The sequence below is a fragment of the Candidatus Nitrosocosmicus franklandus genome, from assembly GCF_900696045.1.
In the GTDB taxonomy this organism is placed as follows: Archaea; Thermoproteota; Nitrososphaeria; order Nitrososphaerales; family Nitrososphaeraceae; genus Nitrosocosmicus; species Nitrosocosmicus franklandus_A.
On sequence record NZ_LR216287.1, the window covers coordinates 153,503 to 168,064 of the forward strand.

At 32.1% G+C, this 14,562-nt stretch carries 9 protein-coding genes; 6 read left to right on the forward strand and 3 right to left on the reverse strand.

The annotated features are described in order from the left end of the window. The first annotated feature begins 2,042 nt into the window (after positions 1-2,042). The 5 genes from NFRAN_RS00710 (at position 2,043) to NFRAN_RS00730 (ending at position 8,467) form a co-directional block, all read left to right on the forward strand. Positions 2,043-3,329, forward strand: a complete 1,287-nt coding sequence (locus NFRAN_RS00710) for a glycosyltransferase family 4 protein (RefSeq protein WP_172602008.1) — start codon at positions 2,043-2,045, stop codon at positions 3,327-3,329. Positions 3,330-3,708: 379 nt separating this feature from the next. Further along, the gene (locus NFRAN_RS00715) at positions 3,709-4,782 is read left to right on the forward strand and encodes a glycosyltransferase family 4 protein (protein ID WP_134482620.1); all 1,074 of its coding nucleotides are present in this window, start codon (positions 3,709-3,711) and stop codon (positions 4,780-4,782) included. 1,000 nt (positions 4,783-5,782) lie between these two features. Then, positions 5,783-7,180, forward strand: coding sequence for a hypothetical protein (locus NFRAN_RS00720; RefSeq protein ID WP_172602009.1), 1,398 nt, complete (start codon positions 5,783-5,785; stop codon positions 7,178-7,180). A 397-nt stretch (positions 7,181-7,577) separates the two neighbouring features. Next, the gene (locus NFRAN_RS00725; protein ID WP_134482622.1) at positions 7,578-7,997 is read left to right on the forward strand and encodes a transposase; all 420 of its coding nucleotides are present in this window, start codon (positions 7,578-7,580) and stop codon (positions 7,995-7,997) included. A 17-nt stretch (positions 7,998-8,014) separates the two neighbouring features. Further along, complete coding sequence (locus NFRAN_RS00730; RefSeq protein ID WP_232037901.1) at positions 8,015-8,467, forward strand: transposase; 453 nt, start codon at positions 8,015-8,017, stop codon at positions 8,465-8,467. Between the two features lie 30 nt (positions 8,468-8,497). Here NFRAN_RS00730 and NFRAN_RS00735 read toward each other — a convergent pair whose 3' ends face one another. Then, on the reverse strand, positions 8,498-9,769 hold the full coding sequence (locus NFRAN_RS00735) for a hypothetical protein (protein WP_134482624.1): 1,272 nt from the start codon (positions 9,767-9,769) through the stop codon (positions 8,498-8,500). Between the two features lie 35 nt (positions 9,770-9,804). Beyond that, the gene (locus NFRAN_RS00740; protein ID WP_134482625.1) at positions 9,805-12,609 is read right to left on the reverse strand and encodes a hypothetical protein; all 2,805 of its coding nucleotides are present in this window, start codon (positions 12,607-12,609) and stop codon (positions 9,805-9,807) included. 91 nt (positions 12,610-12,700) lie between these two features. On the opposite strand from NFRAN_RS00740, the gene NFRAN_RS00745 reads away from it, so the two are divergent. Then, positions 12,701-12,979, forward strand: a complete 279-nt coding sequence (locus NFRAN_RS00745; protein WP_134482626.1) for a hypothetical protein — start codon at positions 12,701-12,703, stop codon at positions 12,977-12,979. Between the two features lie 185 nt (positions 12,980-13,164). Here the strand turns inward: NFRAN_RS00745 and NFRAN_RS00750 are convergent, their stop codons facing one another. Then, positions 13,165-14,367 carry a glycosyltransferase family 4 protein gene (locus tag NFRAN_RS00750; protein WP_134482627.1) on the reverse strand — a complete coding sequence of 401 codons (1,203 nt, stop codon included), beginning with the start codon at positions 14,365-14,367 and terminating at the stop codon, positions 13,165-13,167. Between the last annotated feature and the right edge of the window lie 195 nt (positions 14,368-14,562).

The following is a 14,562-nucleotide window of genomic DNA, read 5'->3' on the forward strand; positions in this document are numbered from 1 at the left end:
TTACTTTATAAGTTCCTTAATGAGAAATCATGTCACAACCGACGTGTTTAGATTCTTTGAATATCATAAGTCAAAATTCTAATATATTAGATAGATACCAAAGCCGCCAGCCTTTATATCTTTCGTAAATTCGTAGAGTATTAGAAATTCAAATTAAAACGGCTGAAAGTTGACTTTCTCATTGGATTTGCGAAATAGAAGATCATTAAGTTGTGAAAAAGTCTCTTGTATTTTTAATCAATTGAAAGAAAGTAACAATCAATAATACAACCATGTAGTAGAAAGTTGACATGTTGATATATGATTAACTAATTAAAGAGAAAATAAATGAAAGTTATACTGAAAATCGTTTACTATTGGTACATGCTTTGTTAGGTAGTTAGTGGAGAATTAATACGATTTTTGTATTACTAAACAAATAGATATAACTGTGTAGTCGATCTCAATACCCATATCTAGTGATAAAAGAATGAATTTTCAGATCATTTTCTAAAATGCAGGAAATGTAACTGGACTATTTTCAAATATACATCAAATCCAATAGATCTCAAATTATAATACAAAACGAATCAAGAGTCTATTTTAAGTATTACTCCACGATTTCTGGTATAGCATCTATCTCCATTGCCAAATTGGAGATTTATACTTGAATTCCTCATACACCTCGGATAAATATTAAACTTATATCCCACCGATAGTAAATAATCTATAAATTTTTCAAATATGGAAAAAAATAAATGTGTTGGAACAAATGTGCTTAATAATTCCTAAGTGAACTATTAAGAGAAAAAGGCATATGCAGAGTTAAATGGAATATCATAAGACAAATAGCAAGAGCAAGTTGAAGGCTCATTTGACGAAACCTTGGCTCCTACATTCATTATCTACAAAACCTCCTTTCTCAAGTATGGCTGTAACAATATACTAAATCAGAGGAACTAGAATACGGAAGGACATTTATATTGGCGACAACGTCCACATAGATCTGCTGCGTATTGATTTAATAACAATAGACGATAATGTACTAATTGGAATGAAGACAATGATTTTTGCTCACCGATCTCATTGATCTCCATTTCTTGAAAGCATTTATTTAAGAACTACGTTACCTGTGGTAATAAATAAAGGGATTTGGATTGCTCTGGGGTGTATTATTCTCATTGGTGTGACTATTGGAGAGTATAGCATAGTAGGAGCAGAATCGGTTGTCCTTAAAGACGTTTAACAATATAATGTCATTGCAGGTAATCCGGCCAAATTTATAAAAAGTAAATCGAATCCAAACCAACAAGCAAATTTGGTTATTGAATTGTAGTCAAATGGGACTCATAATTATTATTACCTAATCGATCTAATTTAACTTCTTATATAGTTTGACTTAAAATTCTTTAGCATTTAACTTGCTTCCTACATAAGACCACATAATAGAGAGTCAGGTTACTAAGCAGAATCTATTATTTGACTAAGGCAGAGAATTTCTGATGCTTAATTAAGGCATGGGATTTCATGTATCTCGATAAACCCATACACTTTACATCAGGCAATTACCATAATATCATTTTTGTGACCAATTTGTTCCTTGAATCTTGTATAATTTATGTTCAGTAGTCTAAGTGATAGTCTAGACTTTATTCAAATTGACAAATTTACTCCCAAATTAATTGTTAAATGAAACCTTCGACAATTCGGATTTGTAGAAAAAATCTTTGAGCTAATATCAGGATTAGATCATCCATCATTTCTTTTGTAATCAAGTAGCATCAATTATAATCTGTAAATGATATTTTTGAATAACATAAAACAATATTTCGATATTTTTTATGAATGAGCATTTTACGCTCAAATCCCCAACGTTTGTATTTGAGCCTGTGAACATGATACCGATTTTTCTCCTTACTGCTTATTTCCTCAAGTTGTCTCACTTGATTCTGAAATAAGTAGCTAATTTCGAGTATTATTCTAGTATCATGTATTATAAACAGCCTAATCGGGACCAAGAAATCTTTTGAATTTTTATTTCCTGTGGTATGTGTTTTGAGAGAATGCTATCATGTTGCAAGTATTTTACTTTCGATAACTCCGTGGGTCATGAAAGATCTGTAAATCCCAATATCAACGCATGGTTGATAATAAACCCAGCTTTTATATCAAATATGAATACTAACTTTAAAGTTTTACATGTTACTCCATTATATATGCCGAAAATCGGAGGTGTATCTATTTACGTTAGCAATCTTGCAACTCAACTGAAAGATTTGAATTATGATATAACTATTATTGCACCCAAGCACATTCGAAAGGAAATTGTTCCTACAGATCCACCAAACATTATCAGGGTTCCTTCAATCTATTTTCCAGATTGGCCATTACCGCTCAAAAGTGCCAGTATACCACTAGACGGAGGGAAAAAAATTAGTAAAATAATTCAAAGAGGATGTTTTGATTTGATCCATATTCATGGCCATGTCTTTCCAATTTCGTTAATGGCAATAGATTTAGCTTACAAGTATAAGATACCTTGTATTTTGTCAATCCTTGGAACATTCGGTCTAAATCCTCATAGTCTTGGTGGAAAATTAGGTTTGGAAAAAACTTTTAACAAACTATTTTTTTCCAGGGCCTTAAAAAAAGTAAACGCTGTAATCGGATCTACCCCCAATGTTACCAATTATGCTAGAAGTTATGCACCGCTTTCACTTAAGTATTTTACTATTCCTTATGGAATAAATATGACGCAATTTAGAGAAAATATAAGTAATAAATACATTTATCGTCAGAAATATAATATTCAAAATGACAAGATAGTAATACTTTTTAGTGGTCGGTTCGAGCACATAAAGGGAATTATAGAGTTTGCGAGTGCAATAAAACTTCTTTTTATAAACAACCCTAACATAGAAGTAGTCATCGTAGGCGAAGGTTCCCTAAAAGATAGAGTTTACTCAATGTTGAGCGATATCCCAAATGTACATTTGCTTAAATGGCAACCTCAAGATAAATTACACGAAATCTATCTACTTTCAGATATGTTTGTCATCTGTTCCAAAACTGAAGGATTGCCTATTGCCTTGCTGGAAGCGATGGCGGCTTCGCTGCATATCTTATATACACCAGTTGGTGGCATACCTGATGTCCTAAAAGAGTATGCTTCAAAAACACTCATTCCCAGAAGCACTGTGGAAGATATATACAATGCTCTCAGAAAATCAATTACAGATTATGATAAATTTGACAAGGGGCAATCAAATACGGGTAATGTATTAGATTGGAAGGAAGTCGCAATAGAAACCGATAAGGCCTATAAACAAATTATTGGATTTTCTTCATGATATTATCAGTTTTTTAATTTTGTCATCACGATTCTCTATTTAGTCAAATGTTTATGGAATAGTAATAATATTGTAAGATTATGCACATCTTATCTGATCTTAGTTAATTCGGATATGCTAAAAAAAACAGACTCAGTCAGTAAATTGCAATTAACAAAGCGTAATGAGAATCAAGCTTCAAAGTCTATCTCATCGAATTAGTTTTACAATAATCGGCTATCTTGAATACAATCCATACCTCTATAGATATTTGAGCTATTGTACAATATATACTACAATAAGGTAACTTAAATAAATGGAGATAAATTAGGTTAAGTATCTACTGAAAGATACTTATAGAGAATAGATAAATATATAATGAGATTTAGGATAATTATATTTGGATCCCGAATTATCTATACTATTTTTATGTACTTTTCCGAAGTTAAATAAGAATGGAGTACATCGATTTGCTCTTGAGATAATAAATGGGGTAAAGTCTAAAGAGCCTAGGGTTTTTGAATTATACTGGTCTGTTGAAAAAGGGAAATTAAGTAGCTACATCGATTTATTTAATAATTATTTAGCAGTAATTAAAAGAGCAAAGATTATACATTTTGTATCTCTTACACCTTATAATATCCCGTTTTTAGTACTGGCAAAGTTGCTTAGAAAAAAAATAATTATTTCGTATCATGGAAATTATTTAGCAGAAGTTTCGATTTTTAAGAAACCACATATTTTTATACCTTTTTGGATTTCTGATAGAATTTCAAGAAGTTTGGCGCACAAGATCGTTTCCGCCAGTGTATTCTTGATAAACGAAATGAAGATTAATTCAAAAAAATGCCACGTTATCCCTTATCCATATGATCTGAAGATACTCGATGATGTGGTAAAAAAGAACCTAAAAACAATTCCAACTGAGATATTATTTGCAACAGCAACAAATTTTAACATACATGAAAAGGTAAAAGGCTTGAAGTATCTTCTTGATGCATTCGAGTCTATTTCAAAAAAGGTGGAAGGAGTTCGTTTGTTGGTCTTTGGATTTGGCAAATATCTTGAGAGTTACAAAACGAAATACATAAATAATCAAAATATTGTTTTCATGGGATTTAGAGATGATTTTAGGGATTTCTTGACAGGTATAGATGCATACGTTCACGTTTCAAGTTTGGATAACCAACCTTACGCAATAATTGAAGCTTTGACTAGTGGAAAGGTTATAATTTGTAATGACTTGGGCGGTTTAGTCGAGACCATAGACCCAATTAATAATTACGTCGTCTCCTTAAATACAGAATCGATTTTAAATGTCCTCCATGAAGTAATAGATTTGATTAGAAATCGGCCTAATGATTTTTATGAAAAAGGAAACAAAAATAAAAAATTTGCTGCAGATAGATACTCGTCACATATTATATCTAATGAATATATTAAATTGTATAACAAATTATTGGTCAATGAATGATTATATCGATTGTCCAGTATTCAACAAATTCGACTTCAAGATAGAGTTTATCTTTACATAGGTAAAATACATTACAAAAATGCAAATTAGTATATGAACTACATTTTATTGATCAAGATTTTCATTTCAGTCAAACCTGAGTTCTACTAGAGTCAAAAGACAAACAGGTAATGTCATTGAGTTTCCACCTGCCGAGAAAACAAAGTAAAATTTTCGAATTATTTCTTCAAATCGTGTTATCTAATTCTTCAATTCATATTAACTATAGGTATTTCTGTAACTTCTACTATCCCTCCAATGGAACCAGTGTCAAGGTGCAATAGATTAAATCTAGGTATTTTTAGAGTAATTATTAATTATAGAATATTTTATTTATTTTTGGTTTGAGCTGTTATCAAAGCCCTGAACAAGACCACTCTTAGCTCTGACGATTTCTAATATAATTTTTTTGAATTCTAATTTTTATAATAAAATCTTGATAATACATGTATCTCTTGAAAGGTCCAAACCATACCTCTAGATCTAACGGAATAGAGTAACTATAATAATACTCTTGTATAGTATCACAAATATTAATTTGTGTGCATTAGTTGTTGTATCTTATTATAATATTGTTACTAACCACAAATGAACTAATAGAAATACCTTAAATAAGTATATTTATGACCTTACTCAAAATATGATCAATGTATTTTCAAAATAAGATCTTTTTTCTAGTCCAATCATACTATTTGACAGATTTATTGTTGAATTATAGTATGTATAATCCATTCTCAACTGACTCAAGCAAAATATTTTAGAACGAATTAATACAAATACATCGATTCATTCGTTCCTCTCATTATATTACTATTCAAAAGTATGATTTTGGTAAACAATCTTTTAGAAGAATACTAATATAATAGAATTATAAATTAAATCTATGTGGTTACAAATAATAAAGATGTATTTTAGTTTGATATTTGTCATAGTTATATTATCTGTATTTGTACAATCAGCAGTGCCTTTTCAAATCGCTAATTCTCAATCACAAGGTAGTAACTATCCTATTCGAGATACAGAATTTGTCGAATACTATGATCCATATTCCATGATAAATATTTCTTATCCATCTTTTTGGCAAAAATCCAATGTATCTAATTCAGAAAGTATATCATTTGTATCACCCATAAAAACTATTGGTGTGATTGTTCAAAACGCACCTACACTTAATGCAACAATTGATGAGATAGCTATGAACACAATCAGTTTCATAAAGGAAAGTTTTTTGAATGCTACTATTCTTGATATTACTACATCATCTTCTGAAGATGGATCCACAATTCAGAGTCTAACATTTACCTTCGTGAATGGTAAAGATAAAGAAAAAGTATTACTTTTATCAAAAATTTTCGAAGATAGGACTTTCACCTTTTTGTATTATGCAGACGATATCTTGTTCGATCATTTTACTCCACTAACATCAGTTATGTTAGATTCATTTCAAATACCTTATTTTAGAGATGCATTTTCACCAAAGGATTTATACAATGTAGAATTATTATCTAGAGAAGATCTTCTTCCAACCACACAAACATCAAATACTACTAATGCAAACACTACCTCTAATTCCTCAGGCACAAGCGAATCAAATAATCGACAACCCTCAGAAAACCAAAGCCTTCCAACCACACAAACATCAAATACTACTAATGCAAACACTACCTCTAATTCCTCAGGCACAAGCGAATCAAATAATCGACAACCCTCAGAAAACCAAAGCCTTCCAACCACACAAACATCAAATACTACTAATGCAAACACTACCTCTAATTCCTCAGGCACAAGCGAATCAAATAATCGACAACCCTCAGAAAACCAAAGCCTTCCAACCACACAAACATCAAATACTACTAATGCAAACACTACCTCTAATTCCTCAGGCACAAGCGAATCAAATAATCAACTATCTTTAGATACCATAGATTTCGCCACATATGAAAATAATGATTTAGGTATAAAAATTGATTATCCTACTAACTTCATTAAGATTGAAAATGACAGAGGAAGCACATTTCTTAATGAGGAAAAAAATTTAGGCGCGACTATAGCGGATATACCAATAAAGAATTCTTTTTTGAATGAATTTAAGAATCAACAAGTCTTACATCTTAACCGAACCTTGAATGACTTTAACATTTTAGATTCAGAAGTGTCCGATTTTATGGGCTATCCTACAGATATGATATTATTTAACTATAAAAATGGAACACAATTATATAAAGGGGTGCAATTTATCAAGGTATCAAATGATAATACCTCTGCAGATATTTTTACGTACTTCGCTCCTTCCGTTCAAGTATTTGATGAATTCTTACCAGTTGCTGTGGAAATGTTCAGATCGCTAGAATTATCATAGGTAAGCATCAGGAATTAATTATATCCTTATACTGCGGTAAGACAATTATATCCTTATACTGCGGTAAGACTTATCAGTCTTCAGAAAAAAACGTTACAAAATTTGATAAGTATAAACAAGACATACTTACAAATTACTAGATTATAAACCAGAATTTCTTGGTATTTTCTAATAGGATGGAGACAGGCAGGGTATTTCATATAAACTTAGATTCAATGCAGAGCTGTAACATTTTCCAAAGATGATTCTTCAGAAGGATATGATTTAATAATATATCTATTCTTTCTCAACTATTGGAAGAAACTGATTCTAAAACATCCAATTATCATCGTTGTAATACTAAGAACCTATCCCAAAATTCGATAGAAATATAGCTCCTTATCTGTCTTGGTAAACCGTGATCTGTGTCCAGACTAAGGAAGACAAAGCAAAACACACTCTTCCTACTATCAGAAGGATTCCCGATGAATTATGGGACGAGTGTAAGAAGATACTGCCTAAAGAAAAGCCTCCAAAAACTGTGGGTAGACCGATTATTCCATATAAACAAGTACTGGATGGGATCCTTTACGTTCTTAGAACGGGGTGCCAATGGAAGATGCTTCCAAAAGAATATGGTTCAGGTTCTACCTGTCACAGGAGATTTCAGGAGTGGAATAAACTGGATGTATTTAAAAATGCATGGATCAAACTATTGAAAGATTATGAAGATAAAATTGGTCTCAACTGGACGTGGCAATCCATAGACAGTATATCCATAAAGTCATCTTTAGGGGGGCCAAGACTGGAAATAATCCCACAGACAGGAGCAAACTAGGCACAAAAAGACACATTTTGACAGAGAAGAAAGGTATTCCTCTATCGGTTGTAATTTCACCTGCTAGCACTCACGACATCAATCTGGTAACAGATGTAGTCGATAATACAGTAATAAAAAGACCAAAATCATTATCCAGATCGAGACGACGACGACGACGATTACAACATCTGTGTCTTGATAAGGGATACAAATCTGCAGAGGAAGAACAGGAATTAATCAAACGAGGATATGTTCTGCACATTCCAATCAAGAAGAAAAAAGGGAAGAAAGGTGAAATTGGCAAAGAAATATCAATGCCAAACCGTAAGAAATATTCTTCCAAGAGATGGGTTGTAGAGAGAACGAATTCATGGCATAACAGGATTAGGAAACTCTTCACACGATATGAAAAGAAGGATGAAAACTATCTTGGTCTAGCACAGTTCTCTTGTAGTATAATCATCTATAGAAAGTTAATTTTGGGATAGGCTCTAAATCTATCTGTATTCAATCTTATTCTAAGCAGAGTAGTCCTTATCACGTGCATACTTTAGAAAAATAACTACCAGAATGAAAGGAATAGAAATCAGCACTCCCGCAACAACTGTTGGATCACGAAGAATGTTTAGAAAATTTAGATCATTATATTTAAGCATACTTGAAGGTATTTTCGTAACATTCCCTACCATTGTAACATTACTAGCTAAGGTATTGACATCTGACATATATACACTAAACGATGTTGTTCCATTAATAAACCGATCTTGTTTTGGATTTATAAATTTCCCATAATAATAATCTTTCAAAACCGTATGTCCAATGACATTTACATTTGGTTGATTCATGTATATCGGGATCGGTTCACGACTCGTTAAATAAATATTCGATACATTAGCGATTTCAAATGTCTTGCCATGTGAGATTCCATTTATGTAAGCATCATCTGAAAAAGTGAACTCCAACGTCGTTCCTTCATCAATAGATATCTTGCTATACAACCCCCTACCATCATTCAATTTGATCTTGCTATTACTAACATTAAAGAATACATTTGTATAATTTGAAATATCCAATTGCGAAACATCATTATATTTAATCTGATCAAAATTATCACTCTTGGTTTTTATCACTAGCTCCTCAAGAGCAACCGTAGGAAAGATAACTGATGTGGTATTAATTGCGATATCCCCGCTCGCGTTCATTTCGCGAAAGATATTGAGATCTCTAAAATTAGTTGGTTTTGAAGCAAGGGGCTCCAGGGGCATTATTTCGGATAGATTTCTAAGGTAATTTGAGAAATTAAATGATGATAACTTATTCTCGTTCATTAAGGATAGCAAAGGATAAATGTCAACATAGGTAATTGTTCCACTTCCAAAAGGTTTTTTCAAAACTGGTATCGACAAATTCACACTATTCTCAATGGTGTCACCTAAGGCATTACCTTCACTGTTGAAAATCATAAATGGGGTGCTATCTTGTTGAATAGGTTGATCAGTTATTGTAATATTGCTGGCATCACCTAAGGCATTACCTTCACTGTTGAAAATCATAAACGGGGTGCTATCTTGTTGAATAGGTTGATCAGTTATTGTAATATTGCTGGCATCACCTAAGGCATTACCTTCACTGTTGAAAATCATAAACGGGGTGCTATCTTGTTGAATAGGTTGATCAGTTATTGTAATATTGCTGGCATCACCTAAGGCATTACCTTCACTGTTGAAAATCATAAATGGGGTGCTATCTTGTTGAATAGGTTGATCATATTTAGTACTTGAGTGTAGCAACGATATCTCTGATGAGTTACCAAATATAGTATTAGCTAGTGTGCCATATCCGTTTGTATTAAATACAGATTTCCCCCTGATTCCGCGTACCTGATATAATCTCTAAAGTCTCGTAGAAATAACATTGAGTTATCGTGACTTTCAAAATCATAAAAGTCAACACTTTTAACTCTACCGTAGCTCAATCCGACATAGCCATCATTAATAGCATTATCACTGTTATAGGGGTACGAATAGTTCATACCATTGACAGTCAGGGTTTGAGTGTAATTTGTAAAAGATAAGGACATATCAAATAAATGATTGTCAGGACCAACCTTCAGGTTAGTTTTCAATCCTGGCCAAGCAGGCTCATTGATCAGTGAACCATTAACTACTTGTGAAAAGAGGACATAAATATCGTTATTGAAAAGATTAATGCCCGTCTGTTTGTAATTTTCAGGATCTTGAAATGAATATACAATAGAGACATAATTCGGAATCGAAATATTCCTATTCCGATCGTTTAACTCAAACGTAGTAGCAACAGAAGAAAGATTGGTCGCAAAAAAGGGGCTCAAAATTAGGTTATTTAATGAGTCATATGAGGCGATCTCGCCAGGATCAGTTTCTCCATGCAGACCAGTTAAGGTTTGACTCCAGGTTCCAGAGATAGGTGACCACGTGTTAGTCTCAAAGTCTCTATTATTGTAACTTATCTGTCGAAAATCATCATAGAATGAACGATTGTATGAAGTTGGAGGATCAAAACTCAAAACAAGATTCTTATTCTTAAGAATCCGAGGATCTTTATCCAACATTACTGTATAATTCGAAAAACCTGATTGAGATTGTGACAAAATATCCTGCACGTACCACGACATTCTTTGATCATTGTTCAATAATTCTGTTGGATATACTAAAACTGAATTAGAATCAGAAACTGGATACGACACATTGGTTATGTTATAAATACTAACTTCATCATTAGAAAATACAACAGGTAGAGTTCTAATTAAATGATTAGATAACCAGGTAGTTGGATTTTTGCTTAATATTGCAACATCACGAGAATGGAGATACAAATATGCATGATCGAGATGGTAGGCTGACAAAGAGAGCAATGGAATGTCTGGGTACTTTGATTGAGTTAAAAGATCGGGTTGATTGAGAATGTAAGAAGGGGTGGCGAATACTAACATATGAGATGAAACTGTTGAAGGTGCTATTGCAAAAGCATTCTTATCTTTCTCTAGAACATTTTTTAGAAAATTCAAAGCATCCAATTCAGCATCGCTAATATTTTTTGCATTACTTGTAATACTCAAGTACCATAATTCCGATTGAAGCATCAATGATGAGAAACCCAATAACACTATTGAAGACACAAGAGTTGAAATAAGAATAAGAGATGTTTGCTTCTTCCTATTGTTTGAAACGTTGTCAATTAGCTTAATTAGTGGTATGGGGGCTAATAATGACATGAATGTAAATACAATCATTATGAACCTAATCTCCCAATATCCCGTATTCACTATGTTTACATTAATGAAGGAAGTTGCCCTTCCTAAAAGAAAGGATATGGTAATTACAATTAAAATCAAAACGAGTGGAGATTTATAATTTTTCCATATATTAGGTAGGTATCTTAAACTAAGTATCGCCAGGAGACCCGTTACCCCAAATAACATTGGATAAATGAACCATGGAACAAATCCGTTTGTAATAACCATAGAATATCTAAAATCATCAGTTACAATCCAAATAACCAACCCTAATAGAAAAATGACGGTGAATGCTATGGTGATTGTCAAAATCAAAGATCGCATAGTACTGGAAAAATGACGTTTTATCTTGATGATCCATTCCTCAGAAAATTTGGAAAGCCTTGGCAATATTTTCCATCTATATGCCAAAGTAGCAACAATAATTCCAGGCAGAATAAAGACGATCTGAGTAGCGAAATTTAATTGACGATCATCCAGAGGATCTGGCCAAACAAAGACTCTATAAATAACAAACAAAATCGTTACCACTGTTCCAATCAATGAACCCACAAGAGCATTATTTAGACTTGCTTTATCACGCTCTGTAATTAAAGAATAAATGATCAAGATTACGATGAATATCAAACCCTCCGATATGTGAGTAAGATTTAACGCTAAAATTAATACAGAGTATAATACAATATGTTTTATCTTAGGTAGGTTGTTGACTTTTAACAACATGAATGATATAATTAAAATTAAGAAGGCAGCGGACATCGGAGTAAAATAGAGAAATGGTTGCAAGAAATTAATAGTGCCGTTAAAAGATTTTTCTGCAACCTCTGTAAGTATGGTGGTATCAGTACTGCCATCTTGAATTAATTTTAATTGAGCAAAATAGATGAATGAGAGATTACTAAAGAATGTGTAAAAAATTGTTGCCAATGCTGGAATTCTTTTATCTATGTTTGAAAGAAATCTCTTTGTCAGGACGTAAATAGATAATGGTAGCAAGAGGTTCAACAAAATTGGAATTGTTTGAATATCAGTCATTTTCTGATTCATGCCAGACAATACGTCCAGGGTAGCGCTATACGAGTGAAATAACAAATAATTAAAATGAGTATATAGATCCGGGAAGACTGACAATATAGAAGAATGATTATAGTGTCTAGATGTATCCGCGTACGGTATTAATGTAGCATCTGGATACATAGCAAAATTAAAAATACAGTAAAAAGAAATACAGAGCATTATTGCAAGGACATCAGTTTTCTTTGAAAAGGATGATGGTTTGGATAAATGATTACGAAGTGATAAATCTTTAGTGTCAATTCTTTTTAGAGCTTTTATGACTAGGGCAATTCCAATCATAATAAAAATGAATGATAAAATGTAAAACCTGATATGTTCGGTCACAAATATCAAAAATAAGGATGACAATCCTGAAAGTACAAAACTTATAATGAATGACAGTAAAACGATCTCTAGCCTTGAAAAATATCGAGATAAGTCGAAAATTTGTAACAAACCATACCCCGAAAGAAAGGAAATACAAATAAAAGCAAGGATTAGTTGGACCACATTAGATTCTAAATTTAGAATATCTGAGGCTAACAAAACGGTAGAAAATCCAATAATAGAAATCCCGGTCCAAAGAACAAATTTATTTATCATGTACCTGTCAAACCCTTTCACAGAGGAATTTAGAACTAATAGAGTGACATGTGGAAATTTGTCGTAATTTTTTAAGACTATATAAATTATGATAATAACAAAAATTTCAAGGACAAAAAAAGGATACTTAATCCATGAATCAATCAGCCATAATGTAAAAGAAGAGAAAATAACAGCAATTATAGAGACGATTGCCAGGTTTCCAAAAAAATTAAGACTTGATGAGGAATCACTCTTATTTGACATTATTGATCATTTAATAAGTCTATAATATTCTTCAGCCAGTTTATTTCTATCAAAGTTTTTTTGGATTAACGCAACAGCTTTTTCTCTTGCTCGTTCACGAAAAGATTTTTCATCATAAATTTGCTTTATTATTATAGCTAATTGATCAATGTTCTCCGGTTCACAAGAGATCCCAACCTCATTTTTCTCTAATAACTTGCCTAGAATTGAATTACTATCTATAGTAGCGACAACTGGGAGTCCACATGCTAGATATTCGAGGCTCTTGGAAGGTATCGCATTATTCCATAAAGGATTAGAATCGTACGGTATTATACCAATATCTGCAGAATTTAGTATTTCAACAATTTCATCTTTCCTATCCTTTTTACCAAGATATAATACATTTTCATTCAAACCAAGATCTCTTACTAAATCTAAGTATTGTTCTAAATTAGATCCATCTCCAATTACAATGAGTTTTATATTTGTCATATCATTCAATAGAGATTTTAATGCTTTGATAACGACATCTAACTTGTAATACAACCCGATCATCCCGCTATATACCAAAACAAAATCATTATCATCAATTCCAAATTTTTTTCTAGTCTGACACTTCAATTTGGTATCTTGTTGTGGCTTAAATATATTGACATCCGCTCCGTTAGGAATAATCTTTACCTTCTTTATCCCTCTTGATAAAAGGTCATCAGATAATGCCTCAGTTACTGTCACTACGTAATCACTTTTCTTATAATATTTAGTAATTAATGATTTGAGCATACCATATAATAACTTGTATATTGATGAACGCGATTGGTTAATAGCATAATCCTCCCATTGGTCCCTATAATCAAAGATGATTTTCTTCGGTCTAAAGAGCCTAGCAAAGGTATAGGAAATAATAACAGGTTCACCTGGTGGAACCGATATGAGTACAATATCTGGCTTTGTGATGATGAAAGGTAACCACCCAGTAAAAATAAGAGAAAGAACATTGAATATACTGGAGAAAATATTCAATTTCAGGATTAATGGTGTTAAATTGAGAATTTGTATTCCATTGAACTTATACCGACCTAATTTTTCTCCACTGAAAGGATTAAAAGTACCAGATATAGTTACATTATTACCTTTATTTTTAAAAAAATTAGCAAGGAATCCAATCCTATTCCAAGCCGCTCCTGAGTAAGGATTAGGCATGTATAACATAAACAAAATATTCATTTTATTATTCACCTCTTCCAAATCACTATAAAAATTTTTTAAACAATTAAATCTCAATCTGTTGACTGAAGTATTTATAATAAAAGTGTCATAGAATCTTTGATAATCCTTTTTAAAATCAGTAATTTTCAACCAATCCGATAATGCAAAATCATTTTTGAATATATTTGCTAACTAAAATAAATCTATATTTTT